Source organism: Paenibacillus apiarius, from assembly GCF_017052585.1.
Taxonomy (GTDB): domain Bacteria; phylum Bacillota; class Bacilli; order Paenibacillales; family Paenibacillaceae; genus Paenibacillus_B; species Paenibacillus_B apiarius.
The window spans coordinates 2,858,049-2,881,321 of the sequence record NZ_JAFFHZ010000001.1 but is presented as its reverse complement, the minus strand read 5'-3'; the positions used below and the strand labels follow the sequence as shown (position 1 = coordinate 2,881,321).

Genomic DNA, 23,273 nt, shown 5'->3' with positions numbered 1-23,273 from the left:
AGATGCTTTACCGTCATGTTAACGAAGCGCCAATTAATCACCGTCATTTTGATAACGATTGCGGGACTTGCCGCAGCTTATTTATTGCATATCCCGCTTATTATTGGCTTTGCCGCCGGCTTTATAAGCCTGACTGCCCTTTCTCGGCGGCAAGGCACTGCTTGGCCCGTTCTTTTCAGGTACATGCGCGAAGGCGCCAAGCATACGATAGAGGTCATCTGGATTCTCATTATGGTCGGACTGATGATACCGGTATGGACCTTGAGCGGCACGATTCCGTACCTGATCGAACAAGGATTGCAGTGGATTGCTCCCGCCTTCATGACAACCCTGACGTTCTGGTTCTCAGCCCTCTTCTCCATGTTGCTAGGCACATCGACCGGAACGCTTAGCGCCGTCGGCATTCCGATGATGGGGGTAGCGGCAATCGCCGGAGTGCCGTTGCCGCTAATGGCCGGGGCGCTAGTCTCGGGAGCATTCGTCGGAGACCGCACCTCTCCGTTTTCGAGCACGCATCGCCTCGTCGCCGATTCGGCCGGAACGACCGTCGGACGCCAATATCCGGCGTTTGTGCCCACGACACTGCTCGGCTTGGCGACCGCCACGTTTATCTTTGTGTTGTGTGACATCGCAGGAGGCTGGTCGGTGCCAGCGGAAGCGCTGCGAATGGAGGCGTTCCGCAGCAGTTTCACCTTCAGTCCGTGGCTCATTGCACCCGCTGCGGCTTTAGTCGTTGCGATTGTGCTGCGTTGGAAAACGCGTTATGCCTTCATGCTGGCCAGCGTGACGGCGATCATTATCGGCTCTTGGCTGCAAGGAACGGAACCATCCGCCTGGCTGAATGGGATGCTCTTCGGATACGAAAATGCCGCGCTTCCTTCTCTGCATACGAAGGGGGTGCTGCCAGTCATTGAGCTTGTCTTGTTAATCGCGCTGGCCGGGGCGTTTAATGGAATTTTGGAATCGACGCGAAGTCTGGAACCCTATATGGCCGCCTTTATCGGAGAGAACACTTCGATGTCCGGAGCGACCGCCCGAGTCGGTCTATACGGACTCGCGCTGGCCCTCGTCTCCTGTACGCAGACACTTCCAATCATGATGGCGGGACGAGGCGTGCTCCCGCTCTGGTCCGAGCGGTTCCCGAAGGAGCAACTATCCCGGGTCGTGGCTGATACCGCGCTTGTCTTCGCGGCCATAATCCCTTGGAATATGCTGGCCGTGCTGTGCGGCACCATATTGAACGTTCCGGTTCATTCATATGCTCCCTATGCCGCCTTCTTATGGAGCATCCCGCTGTGGACGCTGCTCGTGTCTTGCTTGAATCAACGCCGCTCGCACACTGTCCGCCGCGCCTCTTCTCTCTCGAGCTAGACGCGGCGGACCGGACGCCGGAAGCTAGAACGGGATAAGGGCCTTTTCATGTGCTCAAATTTCGCAAATGTGCCACATTCCGTTCGCTTGTTTTTTGTTTCATTCTGATAAAATACGGGTAATCTTTCAGATATGCCGTTGTCTGGGAGGACAGCAAGCAGCAAGGAGGATACCATATGACAACCATTTATTCGGCCCCGAGCACAAGCATTGCAAGGCAGCAATCCATCTTCGCGTTGCAGCAATTGTTGGTATCGCTTACAAGGCATTCCGTGGAACAGTGCCATGTCCGGTTTGTTGAACCCGCCCTGTTTCCCGAGCACAGTATCCTGATCTACAGTCAAGAGGAATTGAATCATCCCGAATCTCCGCTGCGGTTGAAGAGCACCCTCCGTGCGGACGAGATGCTGATTGCCTATGTTGACTCACGCGGCCTGCTCGTTACGGCCGGCTCCGAGGCGGCTATGGAACAAGCATGCAGCCTCGCATGCAAGCTAATCTCCGAGCAATGCGCTTCACCAGAGCAGCGTCCTCGATTGACAGCATTGTTCTCCCGCGAATCAACCGTCGGCATGCCTCAGGCAGTATAACCATATCAGACTTCGTAAAATAATAGCACCAAAAAAATATGGTGGAGCAGACATCACTTCTGCTTCACCTTTTTTTGTATAGTTAGTGTTTAAACCGCACTGTTTTCACCAGGAGCGGCAAGAGTGCAAAGCACGGCATGAAATCCAATGTCACCAACCCCGGCAAAATGTAGTTCAGTGATTGCCACTAGCGGATTGAGTTGGCTCTGACGGGACAAACCTATCGTATTTCTTCGCTTATGCCCGTTCTCCCCTTCATTCAGGAAAAACGGAAAAAGAGGAGTAATGCCTCGCATTGGTCCCTTTTGGATATTTTACGTTTGCGGTCCAATTAACAAAAGAAAACAGCTTCTGACGGAAGGGGAGATTGAGCAAAAGGAAGGAACCTGGATGTTCAGACGGCACCCCGTTAACAAAAATAAGCGTACTTCTGAGGAAAGGGGGGATTGAGCAAAGGATAATACGAAGGGTAGAACAGCCCAGCATGATAGCGCCCTCTTGCTTGCACAGCACAGCATAGCAAAAAAAGAAAGCACCCCGAAGCTTTTGTCAAAGCCTCCAGGGTGCGGCACGCAGCACTGGCTAAATTCCAGGTATGGGCGAGCGCTTGTGTTCAGTCTTGCGGTATTGGCGCTCGATTTTCTCGCGCACATCATCAGGCACGTCTTTGCCTTCCAAATAGTCGCTATTATGGTCGTAGGAAATGCCGAGCTCCTTCTCGTCTGTCTGGCCCTCCCACAGACCGGCCGTCGGCACCTTGTCGATCACGCTCTTTGGAACGCCCATATGAGCTGCCAATTGGCGAACTTGACGTTTGTTGAGTGAAGATAGCGGCGTAATATCCACGGCGCCGTCGCCCCACTTCGTATAGAACCCGGTTAATGCTTCGGATGCATGATCCGTGCCCACGACAAGCAAATTCAAGTCAAAGGCAAGAGCGTATTGCGTCACCATGCGGACGCGCGCCTTCACGTTCCCTTTGCCCGGAATGCTGAGGTGGCGCGGCTGGTTCAATTGCTTGAAGCCTTGCTCCACCTCAAGCGTCACCTCGTTCACCGCATCTTCAATGTTCGTCTCCACCGTATGCTTGAGTCCAAACGCTTGCGCCACGGCATAGCTGTCCGAAATGTCCGCTTGATTGCCGAACGGCTGAAACACGCCAAGTGTCATATATTGTTGTCCCGACTCGTTCGTCAGCTCATCCGTCGCTTGCTTGCACAAACCGGCAACGACCGCGCTGTCTATTCCGCCGCTAATCGCAATGAGAAGTCCCGCCGTTGCGGAATTTTTCACATATCGCTTCAAAAAGTCCACGCGCTTGCGGATTTCTGCATTCACATCAATTTGCGGTTGTACGCCGAATCGCTTCACTATGTCTTGTTGTAAGCTCATCGTCTCGTCTCCTTCCTATTCCTGCTGCTCTTTGTAAAAATCCCCGCACCATAACGGCGCGGGGCTATCAGTGCATGCTTTTCGTCTTCTTAACGGCAGAAGCGATCGAATGCAGCCTTCAAATCTGCTGCGATATCTTCCGCCGAGCGATCTTCTACACTATGACGCTCAATAAAATGCACCAACTCGCCATCCTTCATCAATGCGATGGATGGAGAAGACGGAGGAAACGGCGCGAAGTATTCGCGGGCCTTCGCCGTCGCTTCTTTGTCTTGACCGGCAAACACGGTGAACAAATGATCCGGTGTCACCTCGTGTTCCAGCGCTTTACGCACGCCTGGACGGCATTGTCCAGCCGCACACCCGCATACCGAATTCACGACAACCAATGCGGTGCCCTTCGCTGCAGGCAATTGTTGTTCCACTTCCTCTGCTGTACGCAGCTCAACACAGCCGATGGAAGTTAGCTCGTCGCGCATTGGCTGAACCATATCACTCATATATTGCTCAAAAGACATGGACATCAGTGCTCACTCCTTACCTTATAAAAATAATTCCGTTGATAGATTTATTGCGATATAAGCTATCGTTAAATATTTAACCATTTGCGGCGACGTAAAGCAAGGGAAAGCCGCAGATCCCGCGATCGGAATCTTCGCTGTCCCTCGCATAACCCCATAACCGTTACGTGGAAGGACGGTTAGGTCCATCCAACTTCTTATCTACGACAATGTTTCCGTCAGACTTGTTCTTACGGTTTTCTTCCTTTTGACGCTCCTGCGCTTTCGAGTCTTGACTGTTCATCGCATGGGCCTCCTTTCCGCTATGTCGCTTCTATTATGCGCAAGGAAAGGGAAGCCTATCCTTTCATAAGGTCTGCTCGTCAGCCTCCGGCTCCGGTTCAGCCCGTTCATGTGCAACTGGTCTTGCCGAATCTTGCCGCTGCATCTGTTCACGGTGGCGCACAGCGACATAGCCTGCGGCCAACATGACGGCATACAGCCATTGCTCATTTCCCAATCCAAGCCAGAGCGAATCGTACGGCTTGAAGTAGCTGCCCAGCATGCCGAGGCTTCCTCCTGCCAGAAAGCCAAGCTGGGCATCCGCCAGTGTGCCCAACGGGCGGCGGAGCACCCACATACCGGCGAGCAGAACGAGGCAGGCCAATGTTTCCGCCGGAGGCAGCCCGTGAGCCGTAAATCCGCTTGGCAATGGCAGCGGCGTAAAGCCCGGGGCATTAGCCCCGTTCAGCGTGTAGATCCAGCCATAGGCGGCAATCCACGTAAATATCCCGTGAGCCAACAGATCCAACAGCACCTTATATGAAAGATTGCCTTTATGCACATATATAGTCGTCCATACGGCTATTCCCAGCAGGAGCAGCATAGTGCCGTTCGCTGAAGTTCCGTTCAAGTAAAGCAGCGTGCGCGGCTGCTGCCATATAATTGATGGGGAATCCCAAAGAAATCCGAGCTTTTCGTTCAAAATAAACAGAACTGCTACCGTAAGCGCCCAGTCGGTATAATGACGCAAAGCTTGCCCTTCCATGCGTGAGCGAAGTGAAATGATCAAGACCGCAATCAGAAAAGAGGCAAAGCTGACAAACAACTCCCAATTGATTGTTACATTTCCGATTTGAAGCACATTCATGCGGCTCCCCCCCATATGCTCCATCATAACGAACGTTTACGATAGGTTCAATGCGGTTGCGGGGGCCTTAGCATCATTGAGTGATGGGCAACTCCCCTCCGAATCGTCGGCATGTAACCGGAACGTCACTTCAAAGACGGTTCCTTCATCCGAACTGAATACCTCGATCGTCCCCTTATGCCGCTCCATAATGCTCAAGCACAAAGGCAGGCCGAGCCCCGTTCCTTTTGATTTGGTCGTGTAGAAAGGCTCGAACAGCTTCTCCAGCTCTGCCTGAGGAATGCCCGGTCCCGTATCGCGCACCCGAAGCTGGACGCCTTGCGGAACGAGTACCGTTTCTAAAGTCAGCACCCCCTCCGTATCAGAGGCTTCCATCGCCTCCATCGCATTCCGCGCCAAGTTCAGAATGAGCTGCTTCATCTCCTTGGTATTTAAGTACAGCGTCGGAATAGAATCGTATTCGGTGAGCCGGAATACGATTTGCTGACCGCGGAGGTTCGCATCCGCCCAGAGCAGCGGAGAGAGCTGGTGAATGATATCGTGAAGATGGACTTGTTCCTTCTCTACGATTCGATTTTGTGCCAGCGCCAAAAAATCATTAATGATTCCGTTCGCCCGGTCAATCTCATCCATTACGATATGAAAATAATTTTGCAAATTATCAGGGCTCTTCTCTTGCATCAGCTGCATGAAACCGCGAATAACAGCCATCGGATTGCGGATTTCATGAGTAATGCTCGCAGCCATTTGCCCAACCAGATGAAGCCGCTCCATATTGCCGATTTCGGTGCGCAGTTGGGTCAGCTCCGTGATATCGTGCGCCATGCCGACTGCCCCGACGACTTCTCCCGTCTCCTGACTTCGAATGGCATTGGCAAGGATGTAATACTCCCGATCTCCGAACCGGGCTACTTCCCCGTCCACGATTCCCCCTTGCAGAGCCCCCTCCAGAATGATGAACTGATTCGGATTGTCCCCCATCTTCTGCAGCAATTCGCTTAGCGGCCGATCGATTAAATCAGCCCGTGTGACATTGGGCACCTGCAACAGGATTCCTTCAATCATTTTATCGTTAAGTGCCGTAATTCTCGTTTCGATATCAATAGCAATTACGCACAGCGGCGCTGTATTCAATATTTGACTAACCTTCTCGACTTCTTCCCGGTACCGCCGGGAGACCGTCTGATATCCTTGCTGCAAAAAAGCCTTCTCCCGCGTTTCTTCAATCAAATAAATGAGCAGGCTGGCGGTAACCAGAAATGCGATAGCGAACATAGCCATGAACAGCATCATTTTGCAATCGGTGAAGGAAAATATCTTTTCATGCGGTGAAGCGGTTGCATAAAAACCGTAATAAAGCAGAATACCAAGCAAGGAAAAGGCAAGAAAAATAAATAGGCGCATCCGCAATCCAGATTGCCGGAATTTATTAATGAAAGCAAAAATAAACGGCGTTAAATAAATAAGCGCATCGCCCCAAATCGTTTGCGGCTGTTGAAATCCTTGAAAGCCGAACACCATGATCAGGTAGAGCAAGGCGATGACAAGCCCGATACGGTAACCTCCGTACCAAATCCCGAGCATATACGGAAGCAACCGGAAATCAAAGGGTTGCGCCGTATCCATATAAAATGAGAACACCATGCAAAGAAATACGGATAAAGCAGATGTCAGTCCAGTAATAACCGGCGCTCGCGCCGCTCGCTCCGGCTTGATGGAGCAGAGCTGCCAAGAGAACGCCGGAATACAAGCAATGAGAACTTGCAGCAGGGTTTCCTTGAGGGCCACGTACATGTTATATCTCCTCTATAAAGTTAGGTAAAGATGCAATGGATATATCATTCTTTATTAACAATGGAGCAACACTTCCTTTTCGTCAAGTTTCGATTTTTGCGTTACAATAAAGTAAGAACAATTAATGAAGGAGAACGTTATGGAACAAACGGATATTATCGTCATCGGCGGAGGCCCTTCCGGCCTGATGGCCTGCATCGCAGCCGCTGAACACGGCGGGCGCGTGGTCCTTGTCGACAAAGGGGACAAGCTCGGACGCAAGCTCGCCATCTCCGGCGGCGGACGGTGCAATGTGACTAACAACAAAGATCAAGATGAATTAATTCGACACATTCCGGGAAATGGAAGGTTTTTACACAGCGCTTTCGCCCACTTTAATAATCGGGATATTATCCGTTTTTTTGAAGGTCTGGGCATTGCTTTGAAGGAAGAAGATAACGGACGGATGTTTCCAGTTTCAGATAAAGCCAAGACAGTAGTCGAAGCATTGATCGGCGAGGTGCGCCGACTTGGCGTCACGATACTTGTCAATCAGCCGGTTGCAGACGTATTGTATCAAGAAGGAGCGGTGCAAGGCGTACGTTTCAAAAACGGGGCTACGCTGTACAGCAACGCTGTCATTGTAGCAACCGGCGGCAAGTCGGTACCCCATACGGGCTCCACCGGCGACGGGTACGCTTGGGCCACGGCAGCAGGCCATACGATAACCGAATTGTATCCGACCGAGGTGCCGCTTACTTCGAATGCTTACTTCATCCGGGAGAAGCTGCTGCAAGGACTGTCGCTGCGCGGCGTCCGGGTCACAGTATGGAATGAGAAGGGCAAAAAAGCGGTTGAACACGAGGGTGATCTGCTATTTACTCACTTCGGCATATCTGGACCGACTGCGCTTCGTTGCAGCCAATTCGTCGTCAAGCAATTGAAGCGTTCGGGACGCGAGACCGTCAATTTGACGATCGATCTTCACCCTGATCTATCTCTGGCCGAGCTTGAACATCAATCTTTGCAGCTGTGCGCGCAAGAACCGAAGAAGGCCATAAAAAACGTACTCAAGCTGCTGCTGCCCGAGCGCATCATCCCGATTCTGTTGCAGCAAGCAGGAATCGATGACGCGGTAACCTACGATCATATTCCGAAGCAGCCTTGGCAGGATTTATGCCGTCTAATGAAAGCATTTCCGATCAAAGTGAACGGAACCCTCTCGCTGGAAGAAGCATTCGTAACTGGAGGCGGAGTCTACCTGAAGGAGCTAGAACCGAAGACGATGCAGTCCCGGAAAATGAACGGGCTGTTCTTTTGCGGAGAAATATTGGACATTCACGGCTACACAGGCGGGTACAACATTACTGCGGCCTTTGCGACAGGCTATACAGCCGGCAAGCACGCGGCGCAAGCCGTACATGAATATCGCGAATAACGAGCAAACAGGGCAGTCCGCGCTCCCCCTCCCGGGGAAATTAGCGGAACTGCCCTTATTTCATAAACAAACTTTGAAAGATGATTATCGTAACTTCAGCGACTCAGATATGAATGCCGCCCGGAAATTGATTGGTCGTCTCGTCATCGATCCAACCGAATGCCTCTTCGTCCCGATGCGACAAGTCGTCATGATTCGGAGCGCGATTCCTGACTGCATAACGATCATCGTCAGCCCAATCTTCATTAACGACATGGGCCGGAATCGGAATCAAGTCCATGCCGTAAGCCTGATTCATAAGGGACACTTCGGTTAAGTCCGCTTCCTCTACAAGCTGTCCGCCATGCGCCTCCGCAATCTCGAGCGCTGACGTGAGATCTCTTTTTTCCACATGCACATGAAGTTCCGTATGGCTATCTCCGTCATATGCAGGGGTGTATCCCAATTCCTCCAACGTATCAAATGCCAACATGGCACTTGCGGCATCCGTGAACCGGAACCGAATGGCAGCTTCTGGCATACTCGTTCCTCCTATTCGGTGAGTTATTCGTTAATATGCCCGAGTTGAAGAGGAACATACCCTGCACATTATTGGCCTGGCTTATCGTCTGCGGGTTCGGATTCCGCCTGTTTGCGCTTCTCCTTCCAACCGGTCATCATAATGACAATGCCTCCGATATACGCCGCTGCCAGACCTCCGGCTGCCGCCCAGCCGATGCTTATGAGAGGCGCCGTCGCAGCTATGCCCCCGGCAAATGCCCATAACGCTCCAGGAACGGCGCAAAGCACCTTCACCATATGCTGTGCCGCTTTATGGAGCTGCTCGGAACGGAATGAGAACATGGCAGGGACATCGCCTTCAATGAACTCCCGCCAATACATGCTGAGCCAGTAACTGAGTATGATGTACAATACAGGCACAACAATGAGAAAGAGCCCGAACCGGGAAGCTGCGAACGAAGCTCCAAGACCAACCATGGTAAGCTGAATATAAAAGAGCAGATGAGCCCTGCTGCGCAGCAATGATTTGACGGCAATTGCGCCGATTTGCTGACCGCCATGTTTTCGCTTCATAAAATAGCCGGATTTCGGAAATAGGAGCGGGCGCTTACGTTTGCTCCGCGTCGGCTTGTCTACGCTGCGGGACAGCAGCAAGGCTGTCAAGCGCAGCTTCATTTCCCCTTCCAGCTCGACGTCCCGGTCGAACGTATGCCGCGCGTTCAGACGCCATAGCAAAAGCGGGATAGCAGAGACCGCGAGTATGGCGGCCCAGCTAAGCTGGAGCAAATAGTGCAGCTGCAGCAAGTACAATGAAAAGCCGAATGCCCCAACGGACAGAAGGCCAACGATACACGACATCCCCCATCGACGCCAACCGCCAAATGTGACATGAACGCGATTGCGCAGCAATGCAGTCAGAACGGACAATACGCTGACGCTAAGGCCGAAGCTTAACAGTATAGCAATGGGCAAGCCATATCCGCGAAAGAGCCATGGCGAGACGATGAGCAGCACGAAGCCGGTGAACAGCACACTGCGAATGGTGTAGCCGAGAAATCCGAATAGAACCAACCGTTTCCACCATGTCGATTTTTGCCGCAGAAATAAAATGTCTCCCCCTTCCGACCAGGTATGCACCATCCCCATAATGACGGGCAATATACAGGGCAGGAGATAGAGGATGTACGGCCCGGCAATCCACGAGGCGGGCAACGGATCCGTCCACCAATTATAGTAGAACTTCAGCCCAAGCAGCAGCAGCGGAATGACGATATACAGCCATACCGTCCAATCCAATACGGTGCGCAGCGCCTTCCATTGATAGACGGCATTCGTCTTCAAACGACGGGCAGCCAGCGTCCATGGTTCCATCGCTCCAATTGAGCGCTGCTTAGCCATTAGGTAAGCGCCTCAAAGCAATCAAACAATGTCCCCTCGGGCAATCCGCATGTCTGCCGCACCTCTTCAAATGTTCCACGGGCAACAATCCGCCCCTGATGAATGAGCACGAAAGAATCGCACACGCGCTCGGCTGTATCCAACACGTGCGTGCTCATCAGCACGCCTGCCCCGCGCTGTCGTTCCTTGTCAAGCATTCGGAGAAAACGTCGGGTCGCGCGCGGATCCAATCCCACGAACGGCTCGTCCACGATATAGAGAGAAGGGCGCAGCAGGAAGGCGATGATAAGCATCAGCTTCTGCTGCATTCCTTTGGAGAAGCTGGTAGGCAGATGATGCTTCTGCTCCGTCATTTGGAACTCCGACAGCAACTCCTCTGCTCGCGCTTCGAACTCGCCAGGCGGCAGCTCATGCGCTGCCGCAGCCAGCTCCAGATGCTCCCACAGTGTCATGGAATCATACAGCACCGGCTGTTCCGGAACATATGCATAGGTCCCCTTGCCATCGCCGATTTGCACGGTTCCGTGCACGTCACGCATAATTCCAAGTATCGACTTGATCGTGGTGCTCTTCCCCGCACCGTTCGGTCCGATTAATCCGACTAATTGGCCGGCCTCGACCTGAAAGGCAATGTCGTGTATTTTGGCTTCGCCTTTATCGTATCCTGCCGATTTAATAGTTGTATCCAAAATTATCAAGAGGAATTTCCCCTTCCCCAGCCTTATGGCACGATTAACACCAATTTCCCTACATTTTCATTACGTTCCATACGCTCATGTGCTTCATTTATTTGATCAGGCTGCCAGACCGAATCCACGACAGGCATACATTGCCCTGCTTCGAACAGCGGCATTGCAAAGGCGGCGAACTCGGCCGTTAGCCGGGCCTTGCGCTCAAGCGGAAGACCGCGGAGCGTGCTGCCGATAATCTGCAGCCGGCGCAGCATGACCGTCATAAAATCAACCTCGACCTTGGAGCCGCCGAGCGTGCCGATCAGCACGAGACGACCGTCCATTGCCATGCATCGAAGATGTTCCTTCCAATACGGCGCAAGGACCGGATCGAGCACCAATTGAACTCCTTTTTGTGCCGTCCAATGCAGCACGGACTCGGCAAGCGGCTCCTTGCGGTAATTGATGGCGAGCCCGGCACCGAGCTGCCGGATTACTTCGCACTTCTCCTCGGAGCCCGCCGTTGCGGCCACACGCGCACCCGCAGCGCGGGCGATCTGAATCGCGGCCGTCCCCACTCCGCTTGCGCCGGCGTGGATGAGCACCGATTCCCCTGCTTGCAAATGTCCAAGCTGAAATAGATTCAAGTACGCCGTCAAATAGGCTTCCGGCACGGCAGCCGCCTGTTCCAGCGTCATATTGCCGGGAACGCGCATCGCCATGTCCGCAGGAATGGCCGCGTATTGGGCGTAGCCGCCTCCCGGAAGCAGCGCGCATACCCGTTCGCCTATGCTCCAACCGGAAACGCCTTCGCCGATGGCTTCAACGACACCTGACATTTCCAGCCCCAATATGGGCGAAGCCCCTTCCGGAACCGGGTATTTGCCGCGCTTCTGCAGCAAATCTGCCCGGTTCAGGGCCGTAGCGTAAATACGGACAAGCAGTTCCCCGGGCTTCAATAAGGGTTTGTTCCATACCCCCCAATACAGTCTCTGTTGTTCTCCGACTTGACAAGCGATCATTTCAGCGTACCCATCGTGCTTCAACTCGTTCCGCCTCCTTTTTACATTATGAAAAGAATTTGAACATTTTAAAATTTTTTTGTTCTTTCTTTCACAATTGTGATAAATGATATTTTAGTCATGTCAGCTTCCGTTATACGATTACTACGTAACTAATCTAATAAGGTGGGATTCGAATGTCTGAGCGAATCGATCGCGAGACCGAAACATCGCTGCATCTGTTCCGCGTCTTTTCCAAGGCTTTCAAGAGTGTCGCAGACCATTCCGCCGCGGGATGTAAAGTGGAAGGGTTCAACCCTACTGATTTTGCTGTATTAGAAATGCTTCACCATAAAGGACCTCAGCCTATACAACAAATCGGGGCAAAGCTCCTGCTGCAAAGTGGCAACGTCACCTATGTCATCGACAAGCTGGAGCGCAACGGCCTGCTTCGCAGACATCCTTGCGCCAAAGATCGCCGCGTCATCTTCGCGGAGTTGACCGATAAAGGACACGAAGAGATGAATGCCATGTTCCCCAAGCAAGCGCAGACGCTGCGGCGCGCCATGAGCGGACTGACCTTGGAAGAAAAGGAACAAGCCATTTCGTTGCTTAAGAAATTGGGTATTCAAGCAGAAAAATTGAGTCTCATCACGAAGAAAGGCTCTTAATCGAAGAAGAAACGGCAGATGAATAAGTCCTATTCGCCGTTTCTTCTTCGTTATACGGGCAAGTATCCAGTTCCTTCCCCCCCGCCTCATGGCGGCGCGGCTGCATTCATTATGAAGCGGAATGGCTTGCCGAGCTTGGATTGTTGCCTGGTTGAGTCGTGCCTCTGCCTGTTTTCGACTTCGGCATCAACAGCGTACACCCGAAGCAAATGATTGCGATCCCCGCCATAACGGCGAATACATTGGACAGCCCCGTTTCCAAATACTCGCGCAAAATGCTCATCACGTCCGGAGCCAGCTTGCTTGCGCTCTCGGGGTTCAACAAATTGTTCAGATCGTCGCTTGAAATCTTCGCGGCAATTTCCGGTCCCGCCGTGCTCACCAGCGAGGCAATGCGGGCATTCAAGAACGTGCCGAAGGCCGCAATACCAAGCGTCTGACCCAACGTTCGCACGAACGTATTCAGCGCCGTCGAAGCCCCGCGCATGTTCCATTCCACGGATGATTGGACGATGATCGTAAAGACGGTAATCGAGAAACCGAAGCCAAGGCCGGATATGGTCATCAGCGCAACGATCACCCACACCGATGTCGCCCCGGTAATCATGGTCAACCATATGGAGCCAATGACGATGAAGGTCATCCCTATGGAAGAGGTCAAGCGCGCTCCGCTCTTAATGAGCATCCGCCCGCCAATAATCGAACCAATGAGCCAGCCGATTGACATCGGCGTCAAGGACAGGCCGGAGCTTGTCGCATTTTTCCCGAGTACCCCTTGTATCCAGAGCGGCAAATAGGAGTTGATCCCGATGAGAACGCCGCTGACCAAAAACCCGACCAAATTCGATACGGCGATGTCTCGAATGCGAAACAGCTGAAACGGCACCATTGGTTCCGGCGCTTTGACTTCAATAAAGTAGAACATGACGAGAAAAACAGCGGCGATTCCGAGCAATAGCACCATCCACGGCGAATTCCAAGCAATGCTCTGTCCTCCGGTTATAATTGCAAACAAGAATGCGGTCATCCCAATTGTAAACGTAGCAGCGCCTGCATAGTCTACCGGCTTGTCTTTTCGCTCCACCTTCTCTTTGAAGCAGACGATAATCATCCAGACCGATACGATGCCAAAAGGAACGTTAAAGAAAAATATCCAATGCCAGGACAGCGAATCGACGAAAAATCCTCCGACCAGCGGACCTACCAGCCCCGCAATCCCCCATATGGAGCTGAACAGCCCCTGAATCTTGGCCCGCTCCTCAAACGTGTAAATGTCCGCCACAATCGTAAAAGTGACCGGGAGCACGGCTCCGGCGCCGATCCCTTGAATCGCGCGGAAAATGACCATCTGCGTCATGTTCATCGACAAACTGCAGAGCATGGAGCCTGCAACGAACAAGGCCGAACCGAAAATAAAAATTTTCTTGCGTCCATATAAGTCAGCCATTTTGCCAAACAGCGGCGTCGATACAGCCGTCGTCAGCAAATAGGCGGCATATACCCAACTTATTAGTTGCAGACCGCCCAAATCGGATACGATTTTCGGCATGGCGGTGCTGACGACCGTCACTTCGATAGCTGCAAGAAATGTAGACAGCAGCAGCGCCAGGGTTACCAATTTACGGCTGCGTCCCGCTTGCATGGAAGTTGCATTGCCCATGAAAGTCCTTCCTTTCCATCTCTATACTTATAGAGGCTGTTCAAAAACTGATATTAATCAACTGTAAGATTCCCTCTATCCATATATGCATGTCTCAAACACGAATGCCGCCTCTGATCCCAAATAGGGTCATGTGTTGCCACGATAAGCGCCCGCCCCTTCCCCGCTTGTGTGAGACACCAATCGCGCACCGCCTCGGCGTGGCGGACATCAAGCGATGCAGTCGGTTCGTCCAGCAGCAGGATGGGCGGATCATGGATAACGGCCAAAACGAGACTTAAGAGACGCTTTGCTCCGGTGGGCAGGTCATGCGGGTGAAGGTGCCGAACCGAACTCAAGTCGTAATGATCAAGCCATGTCTCCACCTGATTATCAAGAGTCTGGCTTGTCATGCAGCTGCCGCCCATGTGGCGTGAACGTCTGCTGCGCAGCGCCATTTGAACGGCATGGCGAATCTCTTCCTCCACCGAATCGGCGAACAAGCCGTTCTCCGGATATTGGGGGACAAAGCCGATGCGCCCTGCAAGATCATAAGTCGACCATTGCGAGTACGGACGACCCTCCAGCATGACGGTTCCGCTCGCATACCCAGCCTTGGATGGCATTCCTCCCGTTAGTATGCGGAAAAGGGTCGATTTCCCCGAACCGTTCGGACCGTGCATAATGACGCACTGCCCTCGCCATAGCCGAAAAGTGATATTGTGGAGCGCATATTCACGTGACGAACTAGAATGAGCGCGGTGCCGGTAGCGGAAATGGAGCCCGGATGTTTCGAGCAACACTCCAGCCTCATCTGAAGGACATGCGTGCTCCGCTGCACACTCAGTTACCGCATTGCCGGGTCGCACATGGCCCTTCGTCGCGTTGTGCGGCATAGAGACGGATCTGGAAGGAAGCACTCCCGCCTTGCGGCCTAGGGCAGCAAGGTTATGGCAATCGGAGGCGTCCTCTGTTGCCGGCCTCTCAGTCTGACCGCTCTGCAGCCCAGCCGGTCGGCCGTCGAAAACAATTCGCCCATCGCAAAGCAGCAGGAGCTGCGCATCGCGTAACCAGCTCCAATCCATATCGTCCAACCGCGATACGGCCAAAATGAGCGTACGGCCTGGTTGATGCCAAGCTTGCAGCGATTCCTCCAACTGTCGGCGAGCCGACGCATCCATATGGCTCCACGCATCGTCCATAATGAGGACGTCGGGTTCCAACGTCAATACCGAAGCGGCTGCCGTCCGTTGCTTTTCCCCTCCGGACAGCTGATGCACCTGCCGATGCCGCAGCGAAGCAAGGCTTGCTCGATGCAGCTGCTCTTCCACCCGCTTGCCAATGACATCGCGCGGCAGGCCCAAATTCTCGGGCGCAAAGGCAAGCTCATCTTCGACGGTCCCGATGACGAACTGGCCATCCGCCTCCTGCAGCACGAATCCCACAAGAGGAGGGTGGGCAATGTGTCCCGGTGCCGAATCAATCAGTCCGCGAACCGTTCCTTCATATGGCTGCATCGCGCCCGCAAGCAGCTTGCATAGCGTTGTTTTGCCGCTGCCGTTGCCACCGGCGATAAGCGTGATTCCACCATCATAGATTCGGAAGCTGCAGTCTTCGAGCGCTGGCTCGCACTCTCCTAAATAGGTAAAGGTCACGCGTTCGGCACGCATGACCTCATTCAGGCTTAAAGATTGCCCCATCAGATCGTTGTCCTCCTACCCTTGGTGTTCCCGATATTGGCGGCCAAGCGCAAAGGGACGGACCGCCCGCGTCGGCGCCAAGCGGTCGCCGATGACTTTCGCAAGCGCGCCGCAGAGCAGCATGCCGCTCACACAGCGGATACACAACGTCACGATGAGCACCCATGACTCGTACTGTATGTACCCGAACATGAAGGCGGACACGACGAACCAGAGCGGCACTGCCGCAGCGCCGACAAATAACATGGCGCTCCAATTATAACGGCGATATTGAAACAAATAAAAAAGCGGCTCGATCACGACTGCATAGCAAGCGGCCGCGGCAATCGCTGACCAGGCGCCGTATGCGGTGCCGACGAGAATCTGAATGCAAGCGCCAAGCGCATAGGTCATTAGCGCTGCACCCGGTTTGCGGATAATATACATCGCAAGCAGTCCGTATATCATGTATAACCCGACAATCGATGACGTGAGCATGGGGCCGCCCATAGAATGAAGCAACTTGTTCACCCAAGACAATCCGCTTGTAAGCACGCCATTCGCTGCGGCCAAGAGCGCCATCAGCACCCATTCAGACAACGTTAACGAACGCAAAGAGAATCGTTCGGCGGGTCCATGTTGCATGCGTATGATTCCTCCATTTCCTTGACAACATTATCTCTGGAATAATCCAATTTTAACGTTACAAGCCTTATGAAGGAATTGCAAGCAATAATGTGGCGAGGCTAGGGCGGGGCACGGGCCCCTTTCTCTGCCCTAGCCGAACAAGCACGTCGCGGCCGCCGCCGCGGCCGAGGCAGCCGCGACGCCAATTCCAGCAGGCGTAAAGCGAAGCCTGCGCCAATGCGTGCGCGTGGCGGCCGCGCCGAACCGCTTCACTTCCATCGCGGTCGCCACCTCCTGGACGTGGCGGAGCGCATTCGCCGCCACGGTTACCCCATAGCGGCGGGCGATGCCCAGCCGCTCGCCGAGCCCGCGCGGAGGCGCCAGCTGACGCATGCGCTGCGCGTGGCGAATGCGTGCCGCTTCCTCCGTCAGCAGCGGCACGAAGCGCAGGGCAATCGCGACCGCGAACGCAAAGCGGTCCGGCAGCCGCATATGACCCGACAGCGCCACGACCACATCGCGCGGCGCTGTCGTGGAGGCATACAGGAGCGATGACAGGAACAGCGTCATCGCACGCAGCGTCAGCGTCAGCGAGTCCCGGCACGCTTCCGCCGTCAAGACAAGCCCGCCTGCACGCAGCCATGGCGTCTCCCCGGGCAGGACGAGCCATTGAAACAGAAAGAGAGGAAGCCCGAAGCCTAGCAGCCAGAGCAGCGTCTTGCCCCATCGGCCGATTGGCCAACCTGCTCCGGACAGGCCTATCGCAAGCACTGCCGCGAACCATGCGGATTGCCACGTCAAATTCAGGGTGACAATCGCGGCAAGGCCAGTGCTCAGAAGCCATATCCCTTTCGTTATCGGGTCCAAGTTCAGCAGCCACGCGCGCATGGGTTGCCTTCCCCTTCGCTCCAACGCGGAGATTGCAAGGCAGCGAGCACTTGCTTCGCCGTCCGCTGAATAGACTCATCCGGCAACGAGCCGAGAAACAGCGCCATTGCGCGCGCATTGACTCCACCCGCATTGCCCCGCAGCACTTCGGATTCCAGAGTGGAATAAGCCTGCTCCGCTTCCTCCCGCTGTTTGACGCCGCAGGGACATTGCAGCACCGCATCCTTTAGTTCCCACACTCGCTGCAGCAGATGCTGCTGATCGTCCGACAAGCCGATTTTCCCTGCCCGGATATAATCGTTCATCATACTGAGCGTCAAGACGGGTTCCGCCTTCTTCTTCACCAGCGCTTCCGCAGACGCATCCAGCACGTTGATAATAAAATGATTCACTTTGCCAAAGTCCACATTCTTCCGATCAAACGCCGCATAATTCATGAACTCAAAGGTCATACCACTAATGATTGTCGCTAGGTCGATCCAGTATGGCTCCGTTTCCTTCCCGTATACTTCGGCTGCAACTTGCCGGAAAGCAAAAAAACGTTTGGCCCGGAACTCGAACACCATGTCGCGAATTTCCCGCTTCTGATGCAAATGCGATTCTTTGCGCTGCATCGTCAGGAACAGCTTAAAGCGCCTGAATTGTTCTAATGAAATGCCAATCAGCTTTTCCAGTTTTTCGCGCGGGGGCAAATTCTCAGTCAGCGTATGGCGGAGCATCTCATACATCAATTGATGATAATGATCGAATATCGTAATCAGCAGCTCTTCCTTTGAACGAAAAAACGAATAGACGGAGCCTTTGGCAATGCCAATCCGATCCGCAATTTCTTGAATCGAGGTGTTATGGTAGCCCTTCTCGGCGAATAACGCAAGTGCGGTCTCCATAATCTGACTCTTTTTATCTTCCATGCCATGTCCTCCATACCTGATTGACCTGACATCATTGATCACTTGACCGATACGTCAATGACTGCGAAGTCAAGGAGGCGTTCTTTTAATAAAATAACCATACCACAAGTGCATATATGAAAGAAATATTTTAGTTACAAAACATTTGACTTTCGGGTCAACGGGATTTATAGTATCAACATGCCATTTGGTCTGACTGGAAAGTCAGCTGTGAATTTCAGCATGATAATGATGAGGTCGCATTGTTATGATGCTCAGGTCCGCAGGCGACTGCAAAGAACAAAAACATACTGTACGAAAGCAAGGTGATTGGCGAATGACGATGACTAATGACCATACCCGGTCTCGTCGCAATATGGTTTTATTCGGTCTAATAATGGGGATGTTTTTCAGTTCCCTTGAGCAGACTATTGTTGGCACGGCTATGCCGACCATCATTAAAGATTTAAACGGGTTTGCGATCTTTGCATGGGTTACGACAGCCTATATGATCTGCTCCACTACCGTTATTCCGCTGGCCGGCAAGCTTGCCGACTTATTCGGAAGCCGATTTATATATTTGATTGGCTGGCTTATCTTCGTAGTCGGCTCCGGACTATGCGCCACGGCTACCACGATGGAGCAGTTGATCATTTACCGGGCTATTCAAGGGATTGGCGGCGGAATGCTCATGCCGATGTCGCAGACGATTATCGGCATGATGTTCACTCCCGAGCAGCGCGCGAAGTGGCAAGGCATCTTCGGCGCGATATTCGGACTCAGTTCCGTTATCGGCCCGTTCTTTGGCGGATTTATCGTAGACAATATCAGCTGGCATTGGATTTTCTTAATTAATGTGCCGTTCGGGCTGCTGTCCACCGCCCTTATCTTTATCGGGATGAAGGCGGTAGATGCGCCGCGGGATAAGACCAAAAAGGTGTCCATTGACTGGCTCGGCATTTTTACGCTCATTCCAGGCATCGTGCTGCTCCTGCTCGGGTTGTCTCTGAACCACGATAAATATGCCTGGACTTCGGCCACGAGCATTCTTATCTTTGCCTGCGCGCTGCTGCTGTTCATTCTCTTCGTTGTCGTCGAGCGCCGGGCGGAAGAACCGATTATAGAAATGTCCTTGTTCAAGAGCCGCGTATTCAATGTATCCGTCGCACTCGGCTTTCTAGTCGGTCTCGGCATGTTCGGAGCCATCATGTTCGTGCCGATGTTCATGCAAGGCGTGCTTGGCGTGACGCCGACCCAAGCCGGATCCACGATGACGCCGATGATGATTGCGCTTATTATCGCAAGTGTCATCGCCGGCCGCCTCGTATTGCGCATCCCTTATCGTTCGGTAATGGCCGCCGGGATGCTGATCGGCTCCATCGGCTTCCTGCTGATGAGCACAATGGGCGTTCATACGACACAGCTTACGGCCTATAGCTACATGACGGTGCTCGGCTTCGGAATCGGGCTTGTCATGCCGATTATTACCATTGTCGTGCAAAATGCGTTTCCGCGTGAAAAATTGGGAACCGTCACCTCGGCAACGACCTTCTTTCGTTCTATCGGCAGCACGATCGGAACGACGCTGTTCAATGTCATCATGAACGCCGTCATCGCGACCAATATAGCCAAAGCCAAGGCAAGCGCGGATGCAATGACACAGACCGTCCTGGAGAAGACCGGCACCGACTCGAATACGCTGTATCAAATGCTCATCAACAGCGATCAAATACCACTGCCGGCAGAGGCAAAAACGAACCTGCTGGATACCGTAAAGGAAGCATGGGCTTCCTCCTTCTCCACCGTGTTTCTGACCGGATTGGGATTTATCGTGCTCGGCATCTTCGTCTCGCTGCTCATCGGCAACGGCCGGATCTCCCGTGACGGAATGAACAAGAAGAGCAAGCGGGGAGCCGAAGACAAGGCTTCAATGGAAGGACATTCGCATCCGCAGGCGTCCGCTTCCAACTCATAAAAAATGCAACCCAATGACATTATACTGTGTCATTGGGTTGCATTTTGCTTTTCATAATACTTCTGGATCGCTAAGTACCGATAAGTTACAACTTATGAACGTTGACCGGAATATTCATCGTTTCTTTTGCGCAGACCTGCTAAGCCAATTAATCCAAGCAGACCAAGCCAACCAAAGTTGTTTCCTCGGTTGCCATTTACAGCGGTGGTTCTGACGTTGCCTGTGTTGTAATTTCCAGTCGTGTTGGCGTTGTAACCATTATTCGCGTTGGTGTTCATACCGCCATCGTAAGTGGCACCATCTACTGCAAAGGCTGGAACGGCAAGCACCATAGAAATGGATGCCATTAACAAAATAGCTGATAATCGTTTTTTCAATTTTTTCACCTCCGGTGTAAGATTGGGACACAGTTGTAAAGTACCCATATGATCCAATCCTTATGCGGCACGGCCATGAATATATCAAAAGCACCCGAATTTCCTGGGTGCCTTTGGATTTGGTGATGCATGTTATTGCTGAAGTCCCAATGCGGTATTGGCGCTTTGCATGTCGATTTGCAACTGCTCATTCACATTGTACGGGTGATAATATCCCTTGTTCATCATATAGTTGGTAAGCTTTTCATGACAGGCGATAGCCGTATCCAAATGAGACTTCAATACGGTGCGGACTTCAGGCGTGGCTGACTCGGTTATCGCAACAGCCAAGTCCTTGATGCCGGACTTCGATGCCAATAACATATCGGTTGCAATCACTTGATCGGATAACGGATTCATACCCGTCAGATTTTCTACGATCGGATTCATGGAGACACTCCTTTTACGTGTAATTTGCCCGGGACAATAGAGCTTGATAATCCTGAATGGCTTTGGCGGAGTTTTGGACGTCTTCTTGCATCAATCCCCGCAATTCTTGACAGGACACCAAGCCCATCATTGTTTTCGTTTTTGTCATGCATACATTTTTGAAGTTCAGGAGTTCATGCACTTCCAACGTTTCGTGCGCACCCAGCTGTCTGTTGTTCATCTCTACACCTCCTTCACAATCAAGGATTATTTTGTGGAATGCAGCAATTGATTATTCAACAAGATCAAAAAGGCACCTCTCCTATGGAGAAGTGCCTAAGCTTGCCGGAAATTAAGCTCTGATCGCTTTTTAGTCTTTGAGCCTTTACAGAACTACTGCTTTCTCATATACGTCCGGTACCACAGACCGAATACATACAATACCCAAATCTTGCGCGAGTAGTCGCCTTGGCCGTTCTTATGCCGGCGGAACATATCCTCGACCGTCGTCAAATTAATGATATGATCGATGCCGCTGGAAGACAGCTCTTCCCACATGATGTTTGCTCGCTCCGTGCGCAGCCAATCCCGCATTGGAACCGGGAAGCCAAGCTTCGGACGATGCAGAACCGAATCCGGAATGATGCCTTCCATCGCTTTGCGCAACGCGTATTTGGTCGTACCTTCCGCGATGCGGTATTGAGCCGGGATGCGGCGCGCAATATCGAATACTTTGCGGTCCAAGAACGGCACGCGCAGCTCAAGTGAGTGAGCCATGGTGAGCTTGTCCGCTTTCATCAAAATATCACCCGGCATCCACAGGTTCATATCTATATATTGCATGCGTGACACCGGATCAAGGTGACGCGTGCGGTCATAATATTGACGCGCAATATCGAACGGCTTCGTGAAGGCTGACAGTTCTTCCGCGCTTGCACGGAGCAGCTCCGCCTTCGCATCGTCCGTCATAATGTTCGCATTGCCCAAGAACCGCTCTTCCAGCGGAGTCGTTCCGCGCAGCAAATAATTTTTCCCGTAGAACGAGAATGGAACGGAACGCACAATCCGGTTCATCACACGCTGCATGCCTTCCGGCATCCAGGACAAGTAACGCAACGAATGCGGTTCGCGGTAGATGCGGTATCCGCCGAACAGTTCATCGGCCCCTTCGCCCGACAGCACGACAGTAACGTGCTCCTTCGCCAATCGCGCCACCTCGTATAAGGCAATCGCGGACGGATCGGCCACAGGCTCATCCAAATGCCAAATGGCGCGCGGCACCGCATCAAAATACATCTCCTGCGTAATCATGCGGTCATAATGTTCCGTATCAATCTGTCTGGCCGTATCGCGTGCGATGACCGTCTCATTGTTCGGACCTTCAAAGCCGACACTGAAGGTTTTGATAGGTTCGATGGAGCGCATCAAAGTCGATGTGATAGTAGAGTCGATACCGCTGGAGAGGAAGCAGCCGCGCTGTACTTCGCTATGGAGATGATGCTCCACAGAGTCGCGCATGACGTCGCGGATTTCCTCGATAATGTGCGTCAGCGGACGATCCACCGGCTCGAACATCGGGTCCCAATACTTCTCAATGACGGGCTTGCCGCCGAGCGGAATCGTTATGCAATGCGCAGGCGGCAGCTTGTGAATACCCGCATACATCGTTTCTGGATCCGGCACATATTGAAACGTCAAATAATTATACAAGCCGTTCATATTCACCTGACGCGGCACACCCGGTACGGCCAACAGGCTCTTAATCTCCGACCCGAAGACAAACATCTCTTCGTTCATGAAATAATAGACCGGCTTGATGCCGAAGTGATCGCGCGCAATGAATAGCTCCTGCTTATTGCGATCCCAGATTGCGAATCCGAACATGCCGCGCAGATGATTCACGCACTTGGATCCGTGCTCTTCGTATAAATGAAGAATAACTTCCGTATCCGTATGAGTCTTGAATTGGTGGCCGCGCTGAATCAGATCTTCACGCAGCTCCAAATAGTTATAAATCTCGCCGTTAAATATAATCCATACTGAATCGTCCTCGTTGCTGAGCGGCTGTGCCCCAACGGCGACGTCAATGATGGATAGGCGGCGAAATCCGAGACCGACGCGGTCGCCGATCCACAGCTTCGCATCATCCGGTCCGCGATGGTGAATTAAATCCATCATGCTGCGGACGATATGTTCAGAAGGTTGTTGATCATGAAATTGATATATACCGGCAATGCCACACATCTGTTCCAAATCCTTTCGCTTATCAGCATAGCGTAACGTTTCAGTTGTAAGTATTAAATAGTGATAGAGTTAACGCCCTCATATGATGCC

The 23,273-nt window shown here is 52.7% G+C and carries 23 protein-coding genes; 5 read left to right on the top strand and 18 right to left on the bottom strand.

Going from position 1 to position 23,273, the window contains the following annotated elements; genetic code table 11:
- Positions 1 to 15: 15 nt before the first annotated feature.
- Together JSQ80_RS13170 and JSQ80_RS13165 are read left to right on the top strand one after the other, a co-directional pair.
- Positions 16 to 1,371, top strand: a complete 1,356-nt coding sequence (locus JSQ80_RS13170) for a Na+/H+ antiporter NhaC family protein (RefSeq protein WP_206095590.1) — start codon at positions 16 to 18, stop codon at positions 1,369 to 1,371.
- A gap of 176 nt (positions 1,372 to 1,547) precedes the next feature.
- On the top strand, positions 1,548 to 1,961 hold the full coding sequence (locus tag JSQ80_RS13165; RefSeq protein ID WP_087431727.1) for a hypothetical protein: 414 nt from the start codon (positions 1,548 to 1,550) through the stop codon (positions 1,959 to 1,961).
- A gap of 582 nt (positions 1,962 to 2,543) precedes the next feature.
- Here JSQ80_RS13165 and nadE read toward each other — a convergent pair.
- The 5 genes from nadE to JSQ80_RS13140 all read right to left on the bottom strand — a co-directional run bounded on the left by nadE (position 2,544) and on the right by JSQ80_RS13140 (position 6,797).
- Positions 2,544 to 3,353, bottom strand: a complete 810-nt coding sequence (gene nadE, locus JSQ80_RS13160) for an ammonia-dependent NAD(+) synthetase (RefSeq protein ID WP_206095589.1) — start codon at positions 3,351 to 3,353, stop codon at positions 2,544 to 2,546.
- Between the two features lie 89 nt (positions 3,354 to 3,442).
- Positions 3,443 to 3,877 (bottom strand): BrxA/BrxB family bacilliredoxin, encoded by a 435-nt coding sequence (locus tag JSQ80_RS13155; protein WP_087431729.1) that lies wholly within the window; start codon positions 3,875 to 3,877, stop codon positions 3,443 to 3,445.
- A gap of 160 nt (positions 3,878 to 4,037) precedes the next feature.
- Positions 4,038 to 4,157, bottom strand: coding sequence for a spore protein (locus JSQ80_RS13150; RefSeq protein ID WP_206095588.1), 120 nt, complete (start codon positions 4,155 to 4,157; stop codon positions 4,038 to 4,040).
- Between the two features lie 63 nt (positions 4,158 to 4,220).
- Entirely contained in the window at positions 4,221 to 5,003 is a 783-nt protein-coding gene (locus JSQ80_RS13145) for a hypothetical protein (protein ID WP_206095587.1), read from the bottom strand.
- A 36-nt stretch (positions 5,004 to 5,039) separates the two neighbouring features.
- Positions 5,040 to 6,797, bottom strand: coding sequence for a two-component system sensor histidine kinase NtrB (locus tag JSQ80_RS13140; protein ID WP_206095586.1), 1,758 nt, complete (start codon positions 6,795 to 6,797; stop codon positions 5,040 to 5,042).
- Between the two features lie 139 nt (positions 6,798 to 6,936).
- On the opposite strand from JSQ80_RS13140, the gene JSQ80_RS13135 reads away from it, so the two are divergent.
- Entirely contained in the window at positions 6,937 to 8,214 is a 1,278-nt protein-coding gene (locus JSQ80_RS13135; RefSeq protein ID WP_206095585.1) for a BaiN/RdsA family NAD(P)/FAD-dependent oxidoreductase, read from the top strand.
- Positions 8,215 to 8,317: 103 nt separating this feature from the next.
- Here JSQ80_RS13135 and JSQ80_RS13130 read toward each other — a convergent pair whose 3' ends face one another.
- From JSQ80_RS13130 to JSQ80_RS13115, 4 genes are all read right to left on the bottom strand, one after another.
- The gene (locus tag JSQ80_RS13130; RefSeq protein WP_206095584.1) at positions 8,318 to 8,734 is read right to left on the bottom strand and encodes a DNA/RNA helicase; all 417 of its coding nucleotides are present in this window, start codon (positions 8,732 to 8,734) and stop codon (positions 8,318 to 8,320) included.
- Positions 8,735 to 8,802: 68 nt separating this feature from the next.
- On the bottom strand, positions 8,803 to 10,113 hold the full coding sequence (locus JSQ80_RS13125; RefSeq protein ID WP_206095583.1) for an ABC transporter permease: 1,311 nt from the start codon (positions 10,111 to 10,113) through the stop codon (positions 8,803 to 8,805).
- Positions 10,113 to 10,811, bottom strand: a complete 699-nt coding sequence (locus tag JSQ80_RS13120) for an ABC transporter ATP-binding protein (protein ID WP_206095582.1) — start codon at positions 10,809 to 10,811, stop codon at positions 10,113 to 10,115. The genes JSQ80_RS13125 and JSQ80_RS13120 overlap by 1 nt, the downstream gene beginning before the upstream one ends.
- A gap of 23 nt (positions 10,812 to 10,834) precedes the next feature.
- Positions 10,835 to 11,830 (bottom strand): NAD(P)H-quinone oxidoreductase, encoded by a 996-nt coding sequence (locus tag JSQ80_RS13115; RefSeq protein WP_240463652.1) that lies wholly within the window; start codon positions 11,828 to 11,830, stop codon positions 10,835 to 10,837.
- A gap of 152 nt (positions 11,831 to 11,982) precedes the next feature.
- On the opposite strand from JSQ80_RS13115, the gene JSQ80_RS13110 reads away from it, so the two are divergent.
- Positions 11,983 to 12,456: a MarR family winged helix-turn-helix transcriptional regulator gene (locus JSQ80_RS13110; RefSeq protein WP_087431735.1), complete on the top strand. Its 474-nt coding sequence runs from the start codon at positions 11,983 to 11,985 to the stop codon at positions 12,454 to 12,456.
- Positions 12,457 to 12,565: 109 nt separating this feature from the next.
- On the opposite strand, the gene JSQ80_RS13105 is transcribed toward JSQ80_RS13110, so the two are convergent.
- The 5 genes from JSQ80_RS13105 to JSQ80_RS13085 form a co-directional block, all read right to left on the bottom strand.
- Entirely contained in the window at positions 12,566 to 14,116 is a 1,551-nt protein-coding gene (locus JSQ80_RS13105; RefSeq protein ID WP_206095581.1) for an MDR family MFS transporter, read from the bottom strand.
- Between the two features lie 53 nt (positions 14,117 to 14,169).
- A complete protein-coding gene (locus JSQ80_RS13100; protein WP_206095580.1) occupies positions 14,170 to 15,795 on the bottom strand; it encodes an ATP-binding cassette domain-containing protein in 1,626 nt (541 codons plus the stop codon).
- Positions 15,796 to 15,810: 15 nt separating this feature from the next.
- Positions 15,811 to 16,419 (bottom strand): ECF transporter S component, encoded by a 609-nt coding sequence (locus tag JSQ80_RS13095; protein ID WP_206095579.1) that lies wholly within the window; start codon positions 16,417 to 16,419, stop codon positions 15,811 to 15,813.
- A 132-nt stretch (positions 16,420 to 16,551) separates the two neighbouring features.
- Positions 16,552 to 17,289, bottom strand: coding sequence for an energy-coupling factor transporter transmembrane component T family protein (locus JSQ80_RS13090; protein WP_206095578.1), 738 nt, complete (start codon positions 17,287 to 17,289; stop codon positions 16,552 to 16,554).
- Positions 17,271 to 18,200, bottom strand: coding sequence for a TetR/AcrR family transcriptional regulator (locus JSQ80_RS13085; protein ID WP_087431740.1), 930 nt, complete (start codon positions 18,198 to 18,200; stop codon positions 17,271 to 17,273). Before JSQ80_RS13085 ends, JSQ80_RS13090 begins: the two co-directional genes overlap by 19 nt.
- A 316-nt stretch (positions 18,201 to 18,516) precedes the next feature.
- Here JSQ80_RS13085 and JSQ80_RS13080 point away from each other — a divergent pair, with 316 nt between their 5' ends.
- Positions 18,517 to 20,154, top strand: coding sequence for an MDR family MFS transporter (locus JSQ80_RS13080; RefSeq protein WP_206095577.1), 1,638 nt, complete (start codon positions 18,517 to 18,519; stop codon positions 20,152 to 20,154).
- A gap of 92 nt (positions 20,155 to 20,246) precedes the next feature.
- On the opposite strand, the gene JSQ80_RS13075 is transcribed toward JSQ80_RS13080, so the two are convergent.
- The 4 genes from JSQ80_RS13075 to asnB form a co-directional block, all read right to left on the bottom strand.
- The gene (locus JSQ80_RS13075) at positions 20,247 to 20,531 is read right to left on the bottom strand and encodes a WGxxGxxG family protein (protein ID WP_087431840.1); all 285 of its coding nucleotides are present in this window, start codon (positions 20,529 to 20,531) and stop codon (positions 20,247 to 20,249) included.
- A 132-nt stretch (positions 20,532 to 20,663) separates the two neighbouring features.
- Complete coding sequence (locus tag JSQ80_RS13070) at positions 20,664 to 20,960, bottom strand: spore coat protein (RefSeq protein WP_087431742.1); 297 nt, start codon at positions 20,958 to 20,960, stop codon at positions 20,664 to 20,666.
- Positions 20,961 to 20,973: 13 nt separating this feature from the next.
- Positions 20,974 to 21,180, bottom strand: a complete 207-nt coding sequence (locus tag JSQ80_RS13065) for a spore coat protein (RefSeq protein ID WP_087431743.1) — start codon at positions 21,178 to 21,180, stop codon at positions 20,974 to 20,976.
- Positions 21,181 to 21,332: 152 nt separating this feature from the next.
- On the bottom strand, positions 21,333 to 23,183 hold the full coding sequence (asnB, locus tag JSQ80_RS13060) for an asparagine synthase (glutamine-hydrolyzing) (protein ID WP_206095576.1): 1,851 nt from the start codon (positions 23,181 to 23,183) through the stop codon (positions 21,333 to 21,335).
- Positions 23,184 to 23,273: the final 90 nt, after the last annotated feature.

Bases quoted from the DNA above. Each gene is read 5' to 3' on its own strand.
- JSQ80_RS13135 (WP_206095585.1), top strand. From the start codon at position 6,937: ATGGAACAAACGGATATTATCGTCATCGGCGGAGGCCCTTCCGGCCTG.
- JSQ80_RS13105 (WP_206095581.1), bottom strand. From the start codon at position 14,116: ATGGGCAATGCAACTTCCATGCAAGCGGGACGCAGCCGTAAATTGGTA.
- asnB (WP_206095576.1), bottom strand. From the start codon at position 23,183: ATGTGTGGCATTGCCGGTATATATCAATTTCATGATCAACAACCTTCT.
- JSQ80_RS13080 (WP_206095577.1), top strand. From the start codon at position 18,517: ATGACGATGACTAATGACCATACCCGGTCTCGTCGCAATATGGTTTTA.
- JSQ80_RS13155 (WP_087431729.1), bottom strand. From the start codon at position 3,877: ATGTCCATGTCTTTTGAGCAATATATGAGTGATATGGTTCAGCCAATG.
- JSQ80_RS13150 (WP_206095588.1), bottom strand. From the start codon at position 4,157: ATGAACAGTCAAGACTCGAAAGCGCAGGAGCGTCAAAAGGAAGAAAAC.
- JSQ80_RS13065 (WP_087431743.1), bottom strand. From the start codon at position 21,180: ATGAACAACAGACAGCTGGGTGCGCACGAAACGTTGGAAGTGCATGAA.
- JSQ80_RS13125 (WP_206095583.1), bottom strand. From the start codon at position 10,113: ATGGCTAAGCAGCGCTCAATTGGAGCGATGGAACCATGGACGCTGGCT.
- JSQ80_RS13170 (WP_206095590.1), top strand. From the start codon at position 16: ATGTTAACGAAGCGCCAATTAATCACCGTCATTTTGATAACGATTGCG.
- JSQ80_RS13145 (WP_206095587.1), bottom strand. From the start codon at position 5,003: ATGAATGTGCTTCAAATCGGAAATGTAACAATCAATTGGGAGTTGTTT.
- JSQ80_RS13100 (WP_206095580.1), bottom strand. From the start codon at position 15,795: ATGGGGCAATCTTTAAGCCTGAATGAGGTCATGCGTGCCGAACGCGTG.
- JSQ80_RS13090 (WP_206095578.1), bottom strand. From the start codon at position 17,289: ATGCGCGCGTGGCTGCTGAACTTGGACCCGATAACGAAAGGGATATGG.
- JSQ80_RS13070 (WP_087431742.1), bottom strand. From the start codon at position 20,960: ATGAATCCGATCGTAGAAAATCTGACGGGTATGAATCCGTTATCCGAT.
- JSQ80_RS13095 (WP_206095579.1), bottom strand. From the start codon at position 16,419: ATGCAACATGGACCCGCCGAACGATTCTCTTTGCGTTCGTTAACGTTG.
- JSQ80_RS13085 (WP_087431740.1), bottom strand. From the start codon at position 18,200: ATGGAAGATAAAAAGAGTCAGATTATGGAGACCGCACTTGCGTTATTC.
- nadE (WP_206095589.1), bottom strand. From the start codon at position 3,353: ATGAGCTTACAACAAGACATAGTGAAGCGATTCGGCGTACAACCGCAA.
- JSQ80_RS13130 (WP_206095584.1), bottom strand. From the start codon at position 8,734: ATGCCAGAAGCTGCCATTCGGTTCCGGTTCACGGATGCCGCAAGTGCC.
- JSQ80_RS13110 (WP_087431735.1), top strand. From the start codon at position 11,983: ATGTCTGAGCGAATCGATCGCGAGACCGAAACATCGCTGCATCTGTTC.
- JSQ80_RS13140 (WP_206095586.1), bottom strand. From the start codon at position 6,797: ATGTACGTGGCCCTCAAGGAAACCCTGCTGCAAGTTCTCATTGCTTGT.
- JSQ80_RS13165 (WP_087431727.1), top strand. From the start codon at position 1,548: ATGACAACCATTTATTCGGCCCCGAGCACAAGCATTGCAAGGCAGCAA.